The 19553-nt window shown below is 63.8% G+C and carries 20 protein-coding genes; 13 read left to right on the top strand and 7 right to left on the bottom strand.

All coding sequences use genetic code 11. The features are described from left to right. Window positions 1-63: 63 nt before the first annotated feature. The 7 genes from FJ974_RS11940 to FJ974_RS11910 are packed head-to-tail and all read left to right on the top strand — an operon-like array spanning window position 64 to window position 5954. Window positions 64-963, top strand: coding sequence for a carbohydrate ABC transporter permease (locus FJ974_RS11940; protein WP_413468350.1), 900 nt, complete (start codon window positions 64-66; stop codon window positions 961-963). A gap of 17 nt (window positions 964-980) precedes the next feature. Then, a complete protein-coding gene (locus FJ974_RS11935) occupies window positions 981-1847 on the top strand; it encodes a carbohydrate ABC transporter permease (protein WP_140537043.1) in 867 nt (288 codons plus the stop codon). A gap of 5 nt (window positions 1848-1852) precedes the next feature. Further along, window positions 1853-2950, top strand: a complete 1098-nt coding sequence (locus FJ974_RS11930; protein WP_140537046.1) for an ABC transporter ATP-binding protein — start codon at window positions 1853-1855, stop codon at window positions 2948-2950. A 5-nt stretch (window positions 2951-2955) separates the two neighbouring features. Further along, window positions 2956-4068: a mandelate racemase/muconate lactonizing enzyme family protein gene (locus FJ974_RS11925; protein ID WP_140537049.1), complete on the top strand. Its 1113-nt coding sequence runs from the start codon at window positions 2956-2958 to the stop codon at window positions 4066-4068. An 11-nt stretch (window positions 4069-4079) separates the two neighbouring features. Then, window positions 4080-4409 carry an L-rhamnose mutarotase gene (locus FJ974_RS11920; protein ID WP_140537051.1) on the top strand — a complete coding sequence of 110 codons (330 nt, stop codon included), beginning with the start codon at window positions 4080-4082 and terminating at the stop codon, window positions 4407-4409. Further along, window positions 4402-5475, top strand: a complete 1074-nt coding sequence (locus FJ974_RS11915) for a Gfo/Idh/MocA family protein (RefSeq protein ID WP_140537054.1) — start codon at window positions 4402-4404, stop codon at window positions 5473-5475. Before FJ974_RS11920 ends, FJ974_RS11915 begins: the two co-directional genes overlap by 8 nt. Continuing rightward, the gene (locus tag FJ974_RS11910) at window positions 5472-5954 is read left to right on the top strand and encodes a MaoC/PaaZ C-terminal domain-containing protein (protein ID WP_181177244.1); all 483 of its coding nucleotides are present in this window, start codon (window positions 5472-5474) and stop codon (window positions 5952-5954) included. Before FJ974_RS11915 ends, FJ974_RS11910 begins: the two co-directional genes overlap by 4 nt. A 95-nt stretch (window positions 5955-6049) precedes the next feature. Here the strand turns inward: FJ974_RS11910 and FJ974_RS11905 are convergent, their stop codons facing one another. From FJ974_RS11905 to ehuB, 6 genes are all read right to left on the bottom strand, one after another. Then, complete coding sequence (locus FJ974_RS11905; protein WP_140537059.1) at window positions 6050-7183, bottom strand: acyltransferase family protein; 1134 nt, start codon at window positions 7181-7183, stop codon at window positions 6050-6052. Between the two features lie 155 nt (window positions 7184-7338). Then, a complete protein-coding gene (locus tag FJ974_RS11900; protein ID WP_140537062.1) occupies window positions 7339-8076 on the bottom strand; it encodes a GntR family transcriptional regulator in 738 nt (245 codons plus the stop codon). Then, window positions 8073-8852: an ectoine/hydroxyectoine ABC transporter ATP-binding protein EhuA gene (ehuA, locus tag FJ974_RS11895; protein ID WP_140537064.1), complete on the bottom strand. Its 780-nt coding sequence runs from the start codon at window positions 8850-8852 to the stop codon at window positions 8073-8075. The genes FJ974_RS11900 and ehuA overlap by 4 nt, the downstream gene beginning before the upstream one ends. Beyond that, window positions 8849-9508, bottom strand: a complete 660-nt coding sequence (gene ehuD / locus FJ974_RS11890; RefSeq protein WP_140537067.1) for an ectoine/hydroxyectoine ABC transporter permease subunit EhuD — start codon at window positions 9506-9508, stop codon at window positions 8849-8851. The genes ehuA and ehuD overlap by 4 nt, the downstream gene beginning before the upstream one ends. Further along, complete coding sequence (ehuC, locus tag FJ974_RS11885) at window positions 9505-10233, bottom strand: ectoine/hydroxyectoine ABC transporter permease subunit EhuC (protein WP_140537069.1); 729 nt, start codon at window positions 10231-10233, stop codon at window positions 9505-9507. Before ehuC ends, ehuD begins: the two co-directional genes overlap by 4 nt. A gap of 56 nt (window positions 10234-10289) precedes the next feature. Beyond that, window positions 10290-11153, bottom strand: a complete 864-nt coding sequence (gene ehuB, locus FJ974_RS11880) for an ectoine/hydroxyectoine ABC transporter substrate-binding protein EhuB (RefSeq protein WP_226891574.1) — start codon at window positions 11151-11153, stop codon at window positions 10290-10292. Window positions 11154-11387: 234 nt separating this feature from the next. Here ehuB and FJ974_RS11875 point away from each other — a divergent pair, with 234 nt between their 5' ends. The 6 genes from FJ974_RS11875 to FJ974_RS11850 are packed head-to-tail and all read left to right on the top strand — an operon-like array spanning window position 11388 to window position 18758. Further along, window positions 11388-12578, top strand: a complete 1191-nt coding sequence (locus tag FJ974_RS11875; protein WP_140537074.1) for a M24 family metallopeptidase — start codon at window positions 11388-11390, stop codon at window positions 12576-12578. A 37-nt stretch (window positions 12579-12615) separates the two neighbouring features. After that, window positions 12616-13764 carry a M24 family metallopeptidase gene (locus FJ974_RS11870; RefSeq protein WP_140537077.1) on the top strand — a complete coding sequence of 383 codons (1149 nt, stop codon included), beginning with the start codon at window positions 12616-12618 and terminating at the stop codon, window positions 13762-13764. A gap of 9 nt (window positions 13765-13773) precedes the next feature. Next, a complete protein-coding gene (locus FJ974_RS11865) occupies window positions 13774-15030 on the top strand; it encodes a sarcosine oxidase subunit beta family protein (RefSeq protein ID WP_140537080.1) in 1257 nt (418 codons plus the stop codon). A 12-nt stretch (window positions 15031-15042) separates the two neighbouring features. Continuing rightward, window positions 15043-15324, top strand: a complete 282-nt coding sequence (locus FJ974_RS11860; RefSeq protein WP_140537082.1) for a sarcosine oxidase subunit delta — start codon at window positions 15043-15045, stop codon at window positions 15322-15324. Next, on the top strand, window positions 15317-18265 hold the full coding sequence (locus tag FJ974_RS11855) for a sarcosine oxidase subunit alpha family protein (RefSeq protein ID WP_140537085.1): 2949 nt from the start codon (window positions 15317-15319) through the stop codon (window positions 18263-18265). Before FJ974_RS11860 ends, FJ974_RS11855 begins: the two co-directional genes overlap by 8 nt. After that, the gene (locus FJ974_RS11850; RefSeq protein ID WP_226891573.1) at window positions 18258-18758 is read left to right on the top strand and encodes a sarcosine oxidase subunit gamma family protein; all 501 of its coding nucleotides are present in this window, start codon (window positions 18258-18260) and stop codon (window positions 18756-18758) included. The genes FJ974_RS11855 and FJ974_RS11850 overlap by 8 nt, the downstream gene beginning before the upstream one ends. A 39-nt stretch (window positions 18759-18797) precedes the next feature. Here FJ974_RS11850 and FJ974_RS11845 read toward each other — a convergent pair whose 3' ends face one another. Continuing rightward, window positions 18798-19547 carry a ribonuclease activity regulator RraA gene (locus FJ974_RS11845; protein WP_140537088.1) on the bottom strand — a complete coding sequence of 250 codons (750 nt, stop codon included), beginning with the start codon at window positions 19545-19547 and terminating at the stop codon, window positions 18798-18800. Between the last annotated feature and the right edge of the window lie 6 nt (window positions 19548-19553).

The following is a 19553-nucleotide window of genomic DNA, read 5'->3' as shown; positions in this document are numbered from 1 at the left end:
AGGCGATCGCGTTTGTGGGGCAAACGTCAGACAATCGACCAAGTGCACGACCCGCAAAGGATCCTGATGAAGGGCCTCAAGCCATCCGCGCCATTCCTGCTGCTGCTGCCGGCCATGATCGTGCTGGCGGCGGTCGTCGTGGTGCCGCTGCTTCTGTCGCTCTATTCCAGCTTCACGCCTTTCCGCCTGACCCGGCCGGAGACGTTCTTCGTCTTCATCGGTTTTCGGAACTACCTGTCGATCCTGTCCAACGCCGACTTCTGGTGGGCCTTCGGCCGCACCGTTCTGTTGCTGACGATCGCGCTCAATCTCGAAATGCTGCTTGGCCTCGGCCTCGCCATGCTGGTCGAGAAGGCGACGCGCGGCCAGCGCGTCCTGCGCACGCTGATGATGTTTCCGATGATGTTCTCGCCCATCCTCGTCGGCTTCCAGTTCAAGTTCATGTTCAACGACAATATCGGCCTGGTGAACAACGTCTTGCAATCGCTAGGCCTCACCCAGGACGCCATACCGTGGCTGATCGAAGGCCATCTCGCCTTTATCGCCATCTCGGTCGCCGAGATCTGGTCGTCGACGGCGATCTTCGCCATCCTGATCCTCGCCGGATTGTTGGCCATGCCCAAGGAGCCGGTCGAGGCGGCGCGCGTCGACGGCTGCACGCCATGGCAGACCTTCCGCTATGTGACATGGCCGTTCGTCATGCCCTTCGCCTATATCGCCATGACCATCCGCTCGCTCGACGTGGCGCGCGCCTATGACATCGTCAAGATCATGACCGATGGCGGACCGGCGGGCCGCACCGAGTTGCTTTGGACGCTGGTGGCGCGCACCGCCTACAGCGACGGGCGCATGGGCATGGCCAACGCGATGGCTTATTTCTCGATCCTGCTGTCGATCGCCTTCACCGTCTATTTCTTCAACAAGCTCGCCGCGGCGCGCACGCAGATCGGTGCCGAGTGGTGAAGGGCGGGGCGGTGAAGATGGACGAGAATTCTGCCGCCCGCCTGAAGCGCCGGCTTGCCGGCATCGTCTATCGCATCGGCCTGTTCCTGGCGATGCTGACCATCTGCCTGCCCGGCCTGTGGATCGTCATCTCGTCGCTGCGGCCGACAGTCGAGATCATGGCCAAGCCGCCGGTGTGGATTCCGCAGGAGATCTCGTTCGATGCCTATGTCGCCATGTTCAGCGGCATCGGCAAGGGAGGCATCCCGGTGATCGAATATTTCCGCAATTCGCTGGTCATCTCGGTGACCTCGACCATCATTGCGGTCGCCATCGGCATGGCCGGCGGCTACGCCTTCGCCCGCTATCGCTTCCGCGGCAAGTCGAGCGTCTTCCTCGGCCTGATGCTGACGCGCACCGTGCCGGGCATCGCGCTGTCGCTGCCGCTGTTCTTCCTCTACGTGAGGCTCGGCATCATCGATACGCATTTCGGCCTGATCCTTGCCTATGTCGCGCTCAACGTGCCCTTCACCATCTGGCTGATCGACGGCTTCTTCCGCCAGGTGCCGAAGGATCTCGCCGAAGCAGCGCAGATCGACGGCTGCACGCGCTGGCAGGCCTTCTGGCAGGTCGAGTTCCCGCTCGCCAGACCCGGCATCGCGTCCGCCGCCATCTTCGCCTTCCTGACCTGCTGGAACGAGTTCGCGCTGGCCTCGCAACTGACCCGTTCGGTGAGCGCCAAGACATTGCCCGTCGGCCTGCTCGACTATACCGCCGAGTTCACCATCGACTGGCGCGGCATGTGCGCGCTGGCCGTGGTGATGATCATCCCGGCGCTTACCCTCACCTACATCGTCCAAAAACACCTTGTCGGCGGCCTGACCTCCGGCGCGGTGAAAGGCTGACCTGCATGGCAATTGTTTCCCTCAAAAGCCTGACCAAGCGCTACGGCAATATCGAAATCGTGCACGGCATCGATCTCGATATCACCGATCGCGAATTCATCGCGCTGGTCGGCCCCTCCGGCTGCGGCAAGTCGACGACATTGCGCATGATCGCCGGGCTGGAGGAGATCAGCGCCGGTTCGATCGAGATCGGCGGGCGCATCGTCAACGACCTGCCGCCGCGCTCGCGCAACATTTCGATGGTGTTCCAGTCCTATGCGCTTTACCCGCACATGACAGTCCGCGAGAATCTCGGCTTTTCCCTGAAGATCGCGGGCGCCGCCACGGACGACATGGACCGCCGCGTCGCCGAGGCTTCGGCCATTCTCGGCCTCGATGCGCTGTTGGACCGCCGCCCCTCGCAACTGTCTGGCGGCCAGCGCCAGCGCGTTGCCATGGGCCGCGCCATCGTCCGCGATCCGGATGTTTTCCTGTTCGACGAGCCGCTTTCCAATCTGGACGCCAAGCTCAGAACGCAGATGCGCACCGAGATCAAGAAATTGCACGCCAAGGTGCGCTCGACGGTGATCTACGTCACGCATGACCAGGTCGAGGCGATGACGCTTGCCGACCGCATCGTCATAATGCGCGACGGCTACATCGAACAGGTCGGCACGCCCGACGAGGTCTTCCGGCGGCCGGCGACGCGCTTCGTCGCCGGCTTCATCGGCTCGCCGCCGATGAACCTGCATGAGGCAACGGTCGACGATGGCCAGCTGGTTTTCGCCAGCGGTGAAAAGCTGCCCCTGCCCGGCCAATTCAAGGCCAATGTCGCGGCCGGCGACAAGGTGGTGTTCGGACTGCGGCCGGACGACATCTATCCAACCGGCCACGGCATCAGTTCCGGCGCGGCGGCGGACGTCCACCAGATCGAGCTGCCGATCACGGTCACCGAACCGCTCGGCAACGAGACGCTGGTATTCGTCGAATTCAACGGCAGCGACTGGGTTTCGCGCATGCTGAATCAGAAACCGCTGAAGCCGGGCGAGCGGGTGGGGATGAGCCTCGACATGCCGCAGGCGCATCTGTTTGACGCCGGGACCGGGAAGACATTGCGGAGCTGACCGACATGGCAAAGATCGAGAAGATAGAACTGCGCATGGTCGACCTTGTGCCCAAGGTCAAGCGCACTGACGCCATCCAGAGTTTCGTCAGCCAGGAGACGCCTATCGTAACGATCACCGATTCCGACGGCGCGGTCGGCACCGGCTACAGCTACACGATCGGCACCGGCGGCTCGTCGGTGATGCGGCTGTTGTCCGACCATCTGGCGCCGCGCCTGATCGGCCGCGACCCTGACATGATCGAGGCGATCTGGCACGATCTCGAATTCGCCACCCATGCCACGACGATCGGCGCGATCACGGCCATCGCCATCGCCGCGATCGACACCGCACTCTGGGACCTGCGGGCGAAGAAGCAGGGCCTGCCGTTGTGGAAGCTCGCCGGCGGCGCCAGGGACCGCTGCCCGCTCTACACGACCGAGGGCGGCTGGCTTCATATCGAGACGCAGGCGCTGGTCGACGACGCGCTGGCTGCCAAGGCCAAGGGCTTTCGCGGCTCGAAGGTCAAGATCGGCAAGCCGCACGGATCGGAGGACCTCGCGCGGCTGTCGGCGGTGCGCAAGGCGGTCGGCGACCGCTACGAGATCATGACCGACGCCAATCAGGGTTTTTCTGTCGACGAGGCGATCCGGCGCGCGGCGAAGCTGCGCGAGCTCGATCTCGCCTGGATCGAGGAGCCGCTGCCGGCCGACGACATCGACGGCCATGTGCGGCTATCGAGCTCGACCGCGACGCCGATCGCCATCGGCGAGTCGCTCTATTCCATGCGCCACTTTCGCGAATACATGCAGAAAGGCGCCTGCTCGATCGTCCAGGTCGATGTCGGCCGCATCGGCGGCATCACGCCCTGGCTCAAGATCGCCCATGCGGCGGAGGCTTTCGACATCCCGGTCTGCCCGCATTTCCTGATGGAACTGCATGTCAGCCTCACCTGCGCTGTTCAGAACGGCCGATATGTCGAGTACATTCCGCAGCTCGACCAGTTGACCGGCACACATATGCGCATCGAGGATGGGCAGGCGCTGGCGCCCGACGAGCCTGGCATCGGCATCGACTGGGATTGGGACGCGGTCAACGCCATGAGCATCGCCGAATTTACCACGGCGATCACGACATAAAGGGAGCGGACATGCAGCGGATGGGAATGGTGCTCGGGTTGAAGTCCGAAAAGGTCGAGGAATATGTCGGCCTGCATGCCGCAGTCTGGCCTGACGTGCTGACCATGATCTCGGCCTGCAACATCAAGAATTATTCGATCTACCTGAAACGGCCGGAGAACCTCCTGTTCTCCTATTTCGAATATCACGGCACCGACTACGCCGCCGACATGGCCAAAATGGCGGCCGACCCGAAGACACAGGAATGGTGGGCGCTCTGCATGCCATGCCAGGAGCCGCTTGCGACGCGCAAGGAAGGCGAATGGTGGGCGACGATGGACGAGGTCTTCCATCATGACTGAGGGTTTCGACCCCGCCTCGCTCACCCAATCCTGGCCGAAGCCGTCGAAGCCGCGCCCGATCGTCACCTTCGGCGCAGGCTCGATCGTCGGCGACGCGCATTTCCCCGCCTACCGAAAGGCGGGGTTCCCGGTTGCCGGACTTTATGATCCGGATCAGGCCAAGGCACAGACGCTGGCCGAGAAATGGGGCGTGACGGCGTTCCGCTCGGTGGACGAAGCCGCAGCCGTCAAGGACGCGATCTTCGATCTGGCGACGCCGCCGGGACGGCACGCCGAGATCCTGAGGGCTCTGCCCGATGGTGCGGTAGCGCTGATCCAGAAGCCGATGGGCAATTATCTCGGCGAGGCGACAGAAATCCTCGAAATCTGCCGCGCCAAGAAACTCAAGGCAGCGGTGAATTTCCAGCTGCGTTTTGCGCCGATGATGCTGGCGCTGAAAGATGCCATCGCCAAGGGCTGGCTCGGCGCGGTCGTCGACTTCGACGCCTGGTTGGCGCTGGCGACACCGTGGCAGCTTTGGGAATTCCTGCTGAAAGCACCGCGCGTCGAGATCGCCATGCATTCGATCCACTATCTCGATCTGATCCGGCAGCTGCTCGGCGATCCCAGGGGCGTCCACGCCAAGACGCTTGGCCATCCTAACCACGCGGTGGCGCAGACGCGCACCAGCGCCATCCTCGACTATGGCGACACCGTGCGCTGCGCGCTGTCGATCAACCACGACCACAAATTCGGCCGCCGGCACCAGGCCTGCGACTTCCGCATCTGCGGCACCGAAGGCGCGGCCTATCTCAAGCTCGGCCTCAATCTCGACTACCCGCGCGGCGAGCCGGACATTCTGGAGATTTTTCCCAAAGGCGGATCGGACTGGATTGCCGTGCCACTGGCCGGAGAATGGTTTCCTGACGCCTTCGTCGGCCGCATGGCCAATGTCCAGCGTTTCGCTGCCGGCGAAGATGCAACTCTGATCAGTCCGGTCGAGGACGCCTGGAGCACGATGGCGCTGGTTGAGGCCGCCTACCGGTCGAGCGCGGCGCTGGCGACGCCGATCGCGGAAAGACCCTGATGGAACAGATCCAGTATTTCGAGGACTACGAGATCGGTTCCTCGCGCCTCACCGGCGGCCGCACCATCACCGAGACGGATTTCATCGTCCATGCCGGCCACACCGGCGATTTCTTCCCGCACCACATGGACGCCGAGTTCATGAAGACGACACCGTTCGGCCAGCGCATTGCGCATGGCACGCTGGTGTTCTCCGTCGGCATCGGCCTGACGGCAAACATCGTCAACCCGGTCGCCTTTTCATATGGCTATGACCGGCTGCGCTTCATCAAGCCGGTTTTCATCGGCGATACGATCCGCACGCGCACCACCATCGCGGCCAAGCAAGACGATCCCAAGCGGCCGGATTCAGGACGGGTGATCGAACGCTGCGAGGTGATCAACCAGCGCGGCGAGGTGGTGCTGGCCGCCGACCACATCTACATCGTCGAACGCCGGGAAAAACCGATGGCAAGAGATCGACAGGGGGACGCCGGTTGAGATGGAGCAGCCGGCCGGCGGCGCTCTGATGGAAGTTGCGATCCTAGCAACCGCATCAAGCAGCTAGACGAGCTTGCCATGGCCCAGTTGCTATCTCAGCCTAACTGGGAAGCTGCCGCGGCCGGCGCGGCTCTGACCGGGGTCGGATCGGCGGTTGCCGGCATTACATATCGCACACGCAGGCGCAGGAATGGCGCTTCGATGCAGGAATAGCTGAGGTAACCGATTGGAATGGTTGCGAGGAAGCACACTGCGGACCAGAGGCACGCGACGTAGAAATTGCTGATGTTCATGACGTTATCGTTGATGAAGGCGGCCAGCTCGAACGCGAAAAACAGATGCAGCAGATAGATCGAATAACTGTACGATCCGGCCTTCTCCATGATCCTGAACGGCAGGCTCGTCCGCTTCTTGGTAAAAGTCGTATCGTAATAGGCGATCCCGAAGGAATAGACGGCCGCCTCCAGGGTCGGCAGGATCACCCATATCCAACGCGGCGACGGATGGGGCGCTAGACGGTAAAAACCGCCCGCAGCGTCGAACCACCAGAAGAACCCCGAAAATGCCGCGAGAACGGCCAGCGCCAGCCAGTGCCTGCCGTTCGCATAGACCCGAAGGTGGAAGGCAAGAATGCCGGCCAGGAACTGGTCCGCATGTCCTATGATCGTCCAGTATGCTGCGGACTGCACCTCGCCGAGTTGCTCATACAAAACGATCCTCAGCAAAATGGCTGCAGCGATGAACAGCAGCGGGGCGAACAGGAATCGCCTGGACGCCATTAGCAGGAACGGCAGCAACAGGTAGAAATGGGCTTCAACGGTGATCGACCAGCCGCCATTGGGAAGCGTGGGGAAAATCAGCCCCTTGCCGACATCGGTGAAATACTTCTCAATATCCTGACCGGCCAGATATCTGCGGCAAGCCTCGACGCAAATCACGGCGAGCAGCAAGGGCAGCAGCCTGAGCGCCCTGTTGGCGAAGAATGGCAGATATCTGACCTGCTTGCCGTCAAGAAGCTTGGCAAACAGGTAACCGGAAAGCGCCATGAACAAGGAAACGCCGGTGTGCCCTTCGTCCAGGATGCTGAACAAGGGCAGAGCCGGTACGAAGCTATAGGCTACCGGCGCATCCGGAGATGCGTGGAGGAAGTGAAAAGTGAAGACCATAAAGGCCGCCAGGCCACGGATATGATCCAGCGCTGGATAGTGCTCTCCGGTCGAGGATTTCATTTGAGATCACGCGCCCCGCGCCTTGCCGGTCCCTCAAAGTCGACCGAGCGGCTCATCGTTTGGCGAGAACTATCTATAATTCATTAAAATATGGCTTTTCGGGAATTCTGAATCAGATCCTGGTTCAATGGCGTTTGTCCAGGCCAATGTTCGGATCATTCCTCTTGCCGTACCAAGCGATCGCCGTCCCTGGCATGACCAGCATGGCGCATCATGCGTCGAAAGCTCATCGAGATGTGGGCGCGCCGTATATGCCCGATCGATTCCCAATCACCGATCTCTGCCGCGGCCAGGACCTCCTCCATTTCGCGTCGGAACGCCGTGAACTCCTCCACGAGGCCCAGCTGCGGCATCATCTTCAGGACGACGCGCGCCACTTGGAAATACAGCCGCTCGCTGATCTCGCGCAGCGGCTGGTTCCCGGTCATGGCGGTCAGTTCGGAGAAGAAATCCATGTTCAGCTGCAGGAAAGCCCGTTGATCCGGATTGACCATGTCGGAATCGCAGCGCGCAATGAGCGCCCGGATCCGATCGAGGTCGGCCGCCGTACGCGGTATAGGCGAGAGCTTGCCGACCAGAAGCGCCAGTTCCAGGCGCAGATGATAGACCTGCTGCAGTTCCTCGATATCGACATCGGTGACTATGGTGCCGACGCCATGCACGGACTGAACCAGGCCTTCGGATTCAAGCCGCGCCAGCACACGGCGGACCGGCGTGCGGCTGATCTCGAATTCCTGGGCGAGTTCTTCCTCGGAGAGCCGGCTTCCCGGCGGGTAGTCGAGCAGGCAGATGCGGTCGCGCAGGATCAGGTAGATGCGTTCGAACCGTTCCCGCGCCGACAGCGGACGCGACGCGGTCATTGTCGCGGCCGAGGCCTCCGTCTCCAGCGTCATCCAGCCTCCAGGACAGCGTGCAGGAACTGCCGCGTCCGCTCGTTCTTGGGCGCGCCGAACAGCTCGCCCGGCGGTCCCTGCTCGCAAATCTTTCCCTGGTAGAAGAAGCAGACGCGGTCGGAAAATTCCTTGGCGAAGCCCATCTGGTGGGTGACCATGAGCATTGTCAAATCATGCTCGCGGCCGATTTGCCTTATCACCTGCAGCACTTCGCCGACAAGTTCGGGGTCGAGCGCCGACGTCACCTCGTCGAACAACATTATCTTGGGCCGCATTGCCAGCGCCCTAGCGATGGCGACGCGCTGCTGCTGGCCGCCGGAGAGCTGGGAGGGATAATGATCCTTCTTCTGCGACAGCCCGACCATGTCGAGAAGCTCCGCCGCCCGCGCCTCGGCATCCGCCCGTTTCATGCCAAGCACGGTTATCGGCGCCTCGATGCAATTGGCCATCGCCGTCATATGCGGAAACAGGTTGAAGGACTGGAACACCATGCCGATCTTCGCCCGGATGCGCCTGATATGGGCGAGGTTGGCGGGCACCAGCTTTCCGTTCTGCTTCATATGCGTCAGCGGCTCGCCCTCAACCCAGATGACGCCGTCGTTGATCGTCTCCAGCGTCATCAGCATGCGCAGGACGGTGGTCTTGCCGGAGCCGGACGGACCGATGACGGAGACCTTCTCGCCGCGCGCGATTTCGAGGTTCAGGCCATCGAGGACAGTCAATGAGCCGTAGCGTTTGGAAACATTGTCGAAGCGCACCATCGGTTGTTCCGTCATCGGGCGTTCCTCTGGTTGAGCAGGCGTTCGAGGGCACGAATAAGCGCGGCCGAAACCAGGCTCATCGCGAGGAAGAACAGGCCGACCAAGGTGATCGGTTCGGTGTAGCGGAATGTCTCGGAGCCGATGATCTTGGCGGTCTGCATGAGCTCCAGCACGGCGATGGCCGAAAGCAGCGGCGTCTCCTTAAACAGCGCGACGAGATAGTTGCCGAGCGCCGGCACGATCGGCGGAATGGCCTGCGGGATGATGATGTCGCGAAAGGTCGTCCAGGACGACAGATTGAGCGCGATCGAGGCTTCCCACTGACCGCGATGGATATTGTCGAAGCCGGCGCGATAGACCTCCGAGCAGTAGGCGGCGTAGTGGATGCCGATGGCGATGACGCCGGCCGTGAACGCGTCGAGCACAAGGCCGAATTTCGGAAAGACGAAATAGATGAAGAAGATCTGGATGAGCAGCGGCGTCGAGCGGATCAGCTCGACCAGCACCGAGATCGTCCAGGCGGTCCACGGCACGGCGATGCGGATCACGGCCAGGACCATGCCAAGCGTCGCCGCTATGACGAAGCCGAGAAGCGTCGCCTCGATCGACACGATGGCCGCGTGCGCCAGCACCGGCAGGATCTCCAGAGTAAAACCCCAATCCCAGATCATGCCGCCCTCCCCCGCGCCAGGCCGAGCGAGGCCCGTTTTTCGAGGAGCCGCATGCCGATGGAGACGGTGAGCGACATCGCCAGATACATCAGCAGCACAAGCGTGAAGATCGGAATGGTCTTGAACGTATTCTGGTTCATTTGCTGTGCCTTGAAGGCAAGATCGGTGAGCGTGATCAGCGACACCAGCGCGGTCGACTTCAGCAGCTCGATGAACAGATTGCCCCAGGGCGGGATCATGGCGATGAAGGCCTGCGGCAGGATGATCCGGCGCAGCATCTGCGATCGGCTCATGTTGAGCGCCGTTCCCGCTTCCCACTGGCCGCGCGCGACCGACTGGATGGCGCCGCGCACGCATTCGGATCCGTAGGCCCCGACATTCAGGCCAAGCGCCAGCACGGCGACCAGGAATGCGTCGAGCGTGACGCCGAATTGCGGCAGCACGAAAAACAGCCAGAACAGCTGCACCAGCGCCGAAGTGCCGCGAAAGATTTCGACATAGACCGTCGCCAGCCATCTAAGCGGCGCCGGACCATACATGCGTGCCAGCGCGGCGAGCACGCCCATGACAACCGCCAGCAGGCTGCCAAGGACTGCGATCTCGATCGTCAGTACGGCACCTTGCAGCAGTCCCGGCAGGAACAGCCTGTACGTGGCCTGCGTTGCCAGCACGGCGATCACAGCCAGCGAGGCGGCCAGCATGGCAACGAGCGTGCGGATTCCCATCTGCTTCTCCGAAGAAAAAAGAGGGCGGCGCTTTCGCGCCGCCCAGCAGTTGGGAACTATTCGCCCTTGCAGAGCTGCGCTGTGGTCTTGTTCGGCAAATAATCCTTCCCGAAGCCGAGCGGCTCGACCAGGGCGATGTGCTCGGGCGAGCCGATGAACTTCTTCAGCTCGGCGTTGAACGCTTTCTGCAGATCGGTGTCTTGCTTACGGAAGCCGAAGCCGCCATGGCCCTTCACCGATTTGCCGGCAACCTCGCCGAACGGCTTGGTCGATTCGACGCCATCGGCCTTCTTGGCCATGTCGGCGATCGACAGCGCGGTGAGCGCGGCCGCATCGGCGCGCCCTGCCTGGACGGCGGCGACGAGACTGGACTGGTCGGGCAAAGTGACGATCTGCCCTTCGGCAACACCCGCGTCCTTGGCGAAGCCGCCCTCGACGGCGCCGGCCATCACGGCGAGCTTGAGATCCGGGTTGTCCTTGATGCTGGAAAAGTCCTTGATGCCCTTGGGATTACCCTTTGTCACCAACAAGGCCTCGCCGATGCCGTAGGACGGCTCCGAGAAATTGATCTCGGCGCAGCGCTTCGGAGTGATGAACATGCCGGCGGCGATGATGTCGAAGCGGCCAGCCTTGAGCCCGGGGATAAGCGAGCCGAACTCGGTCAGCACGCCGTCGACCTGTTTGATGCCCATCTTGGCGAGCACGGCCTTGGCGACCTCGGGAGCCTCGCCGGTCAGCTTGCCGTCGGGCGTCGCGAAACCGAACGGCGCCTCGTTGGCGAAGCCGACACGGATGTAGCCGTCCTTCTTGGCGCGTTCCAGCGTCGTCTCCGCATGGGCCGGCAACGACGTCAATGCGGTCGCGGCTAGCGCGAGGCAGGCGGCGGCCTTCACAACCGCACGGCGAGATATGTGTGACATGAGCATGTATTCCCCTTTTTCTTTTTGACGATTGTCTGACTCGGGCGACGTTTCTCCTCCGTCGCATCGAGCGTATAAGACGTATACAACTCATCTGGACATATCGCAAGATGCGCTGTACGAATCTCGAAAAATAGCCGTTTGCTCACCGGTTTGCGGCTGAAACATTCAACAGTTGTGCACAATTCCTGAAATTGCGGCCGCAAGCCGCATCCGGGCGCGGCAATGGGAGGGATGACGGTTTTGGGCGGGTCGGACGGGTTCACCAAGGCGGAATACGCACGGCGCCTGGCCGACGTAAAGCACCGTATGGAGAAGGCCGGCTACGATCTCATCGTCTGCCAGGATCCGGCAAACATGTGCTGGCTCACCGGTTATGACGGCTGGTCCTTCTACGTGCCGCAATGCGTGCTGGTCCATCTGGAGGAAGATCGGCCGATCTGGTTCGGCAGGGCGCAGGACGCCAGGAGCGCCCGCATGACCACCGGCCTGCCCGAAGAAAACATCGTCCCGTTCTCGGAGCGGCTGGTGCAGCAGCCCATCGAGCATCCCTATGACGAGCTCGCCCGCCTGATCCGGGCACGCGGTTGGGAACAGGCGCGCATCGGCGTCGAGATGGACGCGCACTACTACACGGCGCGCTGCCATGCCCATCTTGTCGGCGGCCTGCCCGCGGCGCGCTTCAGCAACAATCACGACCTCGTCAACTGGGCCCGGCTGGTGAAATCGTACGCCGAGCTGGCGCTTATCCGAAAGGCCGGCGCGATCTGCAGCACCGCCATGAACCGCGCCGTCGAAAAGATGCGGCCGGGCGTGCCGCAGAACCACGTGATTGCCGAGATCTATCATGCGCAGATCATGGGCGTGCCGGGCGCCGGCGGCGACTACGCCGCAATCTGCCCGTTGATGCCGGTCGGCGAAGGCACGAGCACGCCGCACCTGACCTGGTCGGACGCGCCGCTTCCGGACAGCGGGCTGGCCATCGTCGAGATCGCCGGCGTGCGGCGGCGCTACCATGCGGCGCTGACCCGGACGGTGCATTTCGGCAAGCCGCCGGCCGCCCTCTCCGATATGGCCAAGGTGATCGTCGAAGGCGTCGATGCCGGTCTCGATCTGGCGCGGCCCGGCAACACCTGTGAACAGGTCGAAGCCGCCTGGCAGGCGGTGTTGCGCAAAAACGGGCTGAAGAAGGAAAGCCGCGTCGGCTATCCGGTCGGTCTCGCCTATCCGCCGGACTGGGGCGAACGCACCGCTAGCCTGAGGCCAGGCGACAAGACCGAGCTTCGGCCCGGCATGTGTTTCCACTTCATGGCCGGCGTCTGGCTCGACGATTTCGGCGTCGCCATCTCGGAGTCCTTCGTCGTTGCCGAGGGCGGCGGCGAGCGGCTTTGCAACGTCACCCGCGACCTCATCGTAATCGACTGACCCGCCAGCGAAGAACCGGCAATTTCAAGGATACCCAATGGACCGCAATCCCTTTTCCGAAGCAGAAGTCGCTGCCCGCCTGTCGAAGGTGCGCAAGGCGTTGGCCGAGCGCGGGCTTGATGCCGCCGTCTTCGCTTCGCCGGAAAACATCTTCTATCTCACCGGCCTCGACCATTGGGGCTATTTCGCGCCGCACCTGTTGATCGTCACGCTCGACAGGCAACCGGTAATGGTCACCCGATCGATGGAGAAGGTGACGATCGAAAACCAGGTGAAGGCGGCGCAATTCCGCGGCCATTCCGACAGCGAGACGGCCGCCGATCTCGCCGCGCGCGTCCTTGCCGAGCTCGGCCTGGCGGGTAAGCGCACCGGTCTCGAATACTGGACCTCGGGTCTCAGCCACGGCCTCGCGCTGAAGCTCGAGGCGCAGGCCGACGCCAAATGGAGCGACATTTCCGGTCTGGTCGACAAGATGCGGCTGGTGAAGAGCGCCGAGGAACAGGTGCTGATGCGCCGCGCCGCCAAGGTCACGGACGCCGCCGCGGGCGCCGCGATCGCGGCGATCTATGACGGCGCCGCCGAGCAGGAGGTCGCCGCCGAATGCGTCGCGGCGATGGCGCGCGCCGGAGGCCATGCGCCAGGCTTCGGTCCGTTCATCCGTCCTGCCGCCAGGCTCGGCGAAGAGCACACGACTTGGGGTGACGGCGTCTACCGCCGCGGCGAGCCGGTGTTCGTCGAGCTGTCCGGCTGCGTCTCGCGCTATCATGCGCCGCTCGGCCGGCTGATCCGCATCGGCAGCATCAAGGATGAAGACGCAGCGATGGCCGGGGTCACGGCCAAAGCATTCGACGCCGTCGTCAAGGCGCTCAAACCCGGCGTCAGGGCCCGCGACGTCTATGCCGCCTGGCAGGGCGTCGCCGATGAAGCCGGCCTGTCGCACTATCGCCGCCACCATTGCGGCTATCTGGTCGGCATCGGCCAGCCGCCATCCTGGACAGGCGGCAATTCGGTGACGGGCCTACGGCACGATTCCGATCTGGAGATCGAGACCGGCATGAGCTTCCACATCCTGTCCTGGCTGATGGGCACTGGCCGCGGCGACCATTTCATCTCCAACACCGTGCTGCTGACCGATGCGGGGGCGGAGGTGCTGACGCGCACCCCGGCCGGTCCGATCGTCCGCTAGACCATGAACATGTCGCGCTATTCGGCCCTATCGATTTTTCGCAACGGCCTGTCCGGCCAGAAGAACTGGCAGCGCGCCTGGCGCGCCGCCGAGCCTAAGCCGGCTTACGATGTGGTTATCGTCGGCGGCGGCGGACATGGGCTGGCTACAGCCTTCTATCTGGCCGAGAACCACGGCATCCGCAATGTCGCCGTGCTGGAGAAGGGCTATGTCGGCGGCGGCAATGTCGGCCGCAACACCACGGTCATCCGCTCCAACTACCTGCTCGACGGCAATACCCAGTTCTACGAATTCTCAGTCAAGCTGTGGGAAGGCCTGTCGCAGGCGCTGAATTTCAACGTCATGTTCTCGCAGCGCGGCCAGATCGTCACCGCCCATTCGGCGGACCAGCTCGACACGTTCAGCCATCGCGCCAACATCATGCGGCTGAACGGCATCGATGCCGACATACTCGACCGCGATGCGGTGCGGCGACTGGTGCCCTATCTGGATTTCTCCGAAACGGCGCGATTTCCGATATATGGCGCCATCCTGCAGGGTCGTGCCGGTACCGCCCGCCACGATGCCGTCGCCTGGGGTTATGCACGCGCCGCCGACGGTCATGGCGTCGACATCATCCAGAACTGCGAAGTAACCGGCTTCGTCCGCGACGGCGACAGGATCGTCGGTGTCGAGACAAGCAAGGGCCGGATCGGCGCCGGCAAGGTCGGCCTCGCCGTTGCCGGCCATACCTCCGTGCTCGGACAGAAGGCCGGCCTGGAACTGCCTATCGAAAGCCATGTGCTCCAGGCTTTCGTCACCGAGCCGCTGAAGCCGCTGGTCGACCATGTCGTCGCCTACGGCGCCGATCATTTCTATGTCAGCCAGTCCGACAAGGGTGGGCTCGTTTTCGGCGGCAATCTCGACGGCTACAATTCCTATGCCCAGCGCGGTAATCTCGGCGTCGTGCGCGAGGTGGCGGAGGCCGCGATCGCATTGATGCCCTGCATCTCGCGCGTCCGGCTGCTGCGCCATTGGGGCGGCGTCATGGACATGACGCCCGACGCCAGCCCGATCATCTGCCCGACGCCGATCGACGGGCTCTATCTCAACGGCGGCTGGTGCTATGGCGGCTTCAAGGCGACGCCTGCCTCGGGCTGGTGCTTCGCGCACACGCTGGCGACGGGCAAGCCGCATCCGCTGATCGCCGCCTACGGGCTCGGCCGTTTTCGTACCGGCCATACGCTCGACGAGGCCGGTGCGGGCCCCTCGGCCTGGCTGCAATAGAGAGCAAGACAAATGCTTCGCATCGAATGCCCTTGCTGCGGCCCGCGCGACCATGACGAGTTCCGCTACGGCGGCGACGCTTCGGTTGCGCGTCCGGCGCATGACGATCCCGATCCGGAAGCCTGGTACCGCTACGTCTATGTGCGGAACAATCCGGCCGGATCGCACCGCGAATTCTGGCAGCACGTGACCGGCTGCCGGCAATGGCTGGTCGTCGAGCGCGACACCACAAACCACACCATCCTATCGGTCGGCTTTGCCCGGAAACGGCCAGGAAAATGTCCGTATGAATAGAATCGGAAATCGCCTTGCCGCCGGCGGCCGCATCGACCGCACACAGCCGCTGGGCTTCGCCTTCGATGGCCGCCACCTGGCTGGCTGTCGGGGCGACACGCTCGCTTCCGCCTTGCTGGCCAACGGCATCATGCTGACCGGCCGCAGCTTCAAATATCACAGGCCTCGCGGCATATTTTCGGCTGGCCCGGAAGAGCCGAACGCGCTGGTCACGCTCGGAACCGGCGGACGGCGCGAACCGAACCTGCCGGCCACCACGCTCGAGCTGGCGCAAGGCATGACCGCCGAAAGCCAGAACCGCTGGCCCTCGCTCGCCTTCGACCTGCAGAGCATCAACGGGCTGTTTGCGCCCTTCCTCTCCGCCGGCTTCTACTACAAGACCTTCATGGGCCCGACCCGGCGCGCCTGGATGTTCTACGAGCATTTCATCCGCCGGGCTGCAGGCCTCGGCCGGGCCGGCACCAAACCAGATCCCGGCCGCTACGAGCTGCGCCACGCATTTGCCGACGTCGCCATTGTCGGCGGCGGCCCTGCCGGTCTGTCAGCGGCGCGCGCCGCGGCGCACGCCGGCGCGAGCGTCGTGCTGATCGAGCAGGATTTCCTGCTCGGCGGTCAGCTTCTTTCGGAGCGTTCCGATGGCGAGGCGGCAGCCTGGCTGCAGGCGGTCGAGACCGAACTGGCAGGACTGCCCAACGTCACCGTCCTGCGCAGGACGGTGACGTTCGGCGCCTATGACGGCAACACGCTGGGGCTGATCGAGCGACGCGACGATCCGGCTGCGGAAGGCGCTGCGTGCCAGGTCTTCACCATGCTGCGCGCCCGCTCGGTCGTCTTTGCCGCCGGGGCCATCGAGCGGCCGCTGGTGTTTTCCAACAACGACCGACCGGGCGTCATGCTGGCATCGGCCGCCCGGACCTATCTCAACCGCTTCGCCGTCCTGCCGGGCAAGAATATCCTGGTCGCGACCACGAATGACGGCGCCTATCGCACCGCCATCGACTTTGCCGCCGCCGGTGCGCAAGTGACCCTCGCGGACCAGCGCAGCACCCCACCTGCCGCTCTGGTTGCGGAAGCCAGGCGCCTGACCATAGCGATCCGGTCCGGGACGCAAATCGCCGACCTGCGTGGCGGCCATGCGGTCAAGGCCGCCAAGCTTGCCGGGCCGGGCGGCAATTCGGAAATCGCGTGCGACCTCGTCTGCATGTCCGGCGGCTGGTCACCGACGGTGCATCTCACCTCGCATCTCGGTGTTAGGCCTGTCTATCGCGACGACATGGACGGCTTCATTCCCGGCGGCTTTCCGTCAGGCCAGTTCGGCGCCGGCGCGATGATGGGCCGCTTTTCGACTGTCACCGCCATCGAGGACGGCCACCGCGCCGGCACCGAAGCGGCGTCGTCCTGCGGGAAATCGGCAGCGGTGCCGGCGCCGCTCAAACTCGATCTCGGCGAGGCAGCAACCGGTCCGTTCCGCGCAATCCCGTCCGCCGGGCGCGGCAAGGCCTTTGTCGATTTCCAGATGGACGTGACCACGAAGGACATCGAGCTCGCCCATCGCGAAGGCTATGAATCGGTCGAGCACCTGAAGCGCTACACCACGCTCGGCATGGGCACCGAGCAGGGCAAGACCAGCAATTTTGCAGCACTTTCGGCCATGGCGGCGCTGCGCCGGGCGACGATTTCGCAAACCGGGACCACGACCTTTCGCCCGCCCTACACGCCCGTCGCCATCGGCGCGCTCGCCGGGCGCGCTGTCGGCCATCATTTCAAGCCGATCCGCCGCACGCCCATGCACGACTGGCATGTGGCGAATGACGCCGAAATGCTCGAGGTCGGGCTTTGGATGCGTCCGTACTTCTACCGCGCCGCCGGAAGCGACGTGAACGAGGCCTATGTCGCCGAGATGCGCATGGTGCGCGAAGCCGCCGGGCTGATGGACATTTCCACCCTCGGCAAGATCGACGTGCAAGGGCCGGACGCGGCCATTTTCGTCGACCGTGTCTATGCCAACGGCTTCGCCAGGCTGCCGGTCGGCCGCGCCCGCTACGGCGTCATGCTGCGCGATGACGGCATCGTCTTCGACGACGGCACGACGACGCGGCTCTCGGAAACCCAGTTCTTCATGACCACCTCGACCGCCAGGGCGGCCGATGTCCTGTCGCGGTTGGAATTCCTGCTCGACACCGCCTGGCCGGACCTGCGCGTCGCGGTCACCTCGGTCAGCGACGAATGGGCGGCGATGTCGGTCGCCGGGCCGAAGAGCCGCGATATCCTTGCCACCGCCTTTCCGGAGCTAGACGTCTCGAACGAAGCGCTGCCGCATATGGGCCTCGCCGAAGGCGAGTTCGACGGTCGGGCATTGCGCATCATGCGGCTCAGCTATTCCGGCGAGCGCGCCTACGAGATCTATGTCGGCGCCACTGCCGGCGAGAAGGCCTGGCGCCATTTGCTTGAGGCCGGCGCGCCCTTCGGCCTGAGACCCTACGGGGTTGAGGCGCTCGGCGCGCTGCGCGTCGAAAAGGGCCATGTCGCAGGACCGGAGATCGATGGCCGCACCACGCTCGACGATCTCGGCCTTGGCCGCATGGCCGCAAAACGCACCGGGTTTGTTGGCGATGTCCTGCGGCGGCGTCCGGCATTTCAGGCGCCCAACCGCCAGCGTCTGGTGGGCCTGGAATGCGCCGAGGAGGGCAAACGCCTGCGCGGCGGCGCCATACTGTTCATGCCCGACGACACCGTCGCCGGGCACGGGCGCGGCCGGATAACGTCGGTAACGTTCAGCCCGGAGCTTGGCCGCTATGTCTGCCTCGCCCTGCTGGCAGGCGATGTCGCGGCGGAGGGAGGCGAAGTCCTCGCCACCTATCCGATGAAGGCCGAAACCGTTCGCGCCCGCATCGTCTCGCCCGTCTTTCTGGATCCGAAAGGAGAGCGGCTGCATGGCTGAGGCTCTGGCATTGAAAGATTTCAATCTGTCGGCATCCGATTGCCCGATCGTTCAGATCGAGGGCTGGGACGCCCGGTTCGAGTCGAGTGTTTCGCCAATGCTGGGCACGGACCTTCCCGGCTCGGTCGGCGAGACGGTCCGCCATGCCGATACTCTCATCGTCCGGGTCTCCCCCCGCCGGCTCTGGCTGACGACCGAGGCGGGCGCAAAACCGCCGCAGCCCGCGATCGATCCCGAACTGGGCTGTTCGGTTTTCCTCGGCGAAGGCCGCGTGCGCTTCAGCCTGAGCGGCGCGCGCGTCCTGGAAATCCTCTCCAGCTGCATCGCAGTCGACTGGCGCTCGCCAGGTTCAGCGCCGGGCCGCGCATTGCAAACGGCCTTCCATCACGTACCGGTGCTCGTGCTGCGCACGAGCGAGACCGGCTGCGATATGATCGTGCCACGAAGCTTTGCGCACAGCCTCGCGGACTGGATCGCCGACAGCGCCGGTTAGCCGCACCGGGCGCATGGGCACGTCAAGGCTCGCGCTCGTTTAATTTGGGTTCTCCAGGCGGTTTGTCTTGCGCCACTCCTCGTACTCTCCGCGGGCATCGTCATGCAGCGGATAATAGCGTTGCAGCGGCGCGCCCTGCATGAGTTTCGCTCGTGAGAACTCCTCCCAATCGTGATGTTTTTGTGCCTCGTCGATCACCTTCGCGGCCATCGCGACGGGAAGCACCACCACCCCGTCGTCGTCGGCGACGATGATGTCACCGGGGATCACCGTGACACCGCCGCAGGCAATCGGAACGTTGACGGCGTTCGGATAGATGCTGGTTTGCACGTGATAGTTGGGTGTCCAGCCGCGCAGCCACAGCGGCAGGTCGAGCTTTTCGACATTGGGCCGGTCGCGCATGCACCCGTCGATGACGATGCCCGCGCCGCCCCTGCCCTTGAAATATGTCGACATCATATCGCCGAAGACGCCCGAACTCATGTCGCCGCGCGCGTCGACCACGACCACATCGCCCTGCTGCGCGTGATAGAGCACGTGCCGGTGCAGTTGTGTCTCCGGATCGGCATATTCTCCCTCAGTGAAGAGGTCCGGCCGTTGCGGCAGGAACTGCAGCGTCAACGCAGGCCCGACGATCGACTTGCCGTGGTTCTGCGCCACCGGACCGACCATGTGCGGATTGCGGAAGCCCATGTGGCCAAGCGTGCCGGCTACTGTCGCGGCGCCGATCTCCCGCAGGGCGTCGATCAGGTCCCTGGGTGGTCGCGTGATGTCGGGAGTATGCGTCATTATCGG

Origin of the sequence: Mesorhizobium sp. B1-1-8, assembly GCF_006442795.2 — a bacterium.
Lineage (GTDB): Bacteria > Pseudomonadota > Alphaproteobacteria > Rhizobiales > Rhizobiaceae > Mesorhizobium.
Note: the sequence above shows the minus strand (reverse complement) of the source record. Positions and strands in the feature narration are given on the sequence as shown.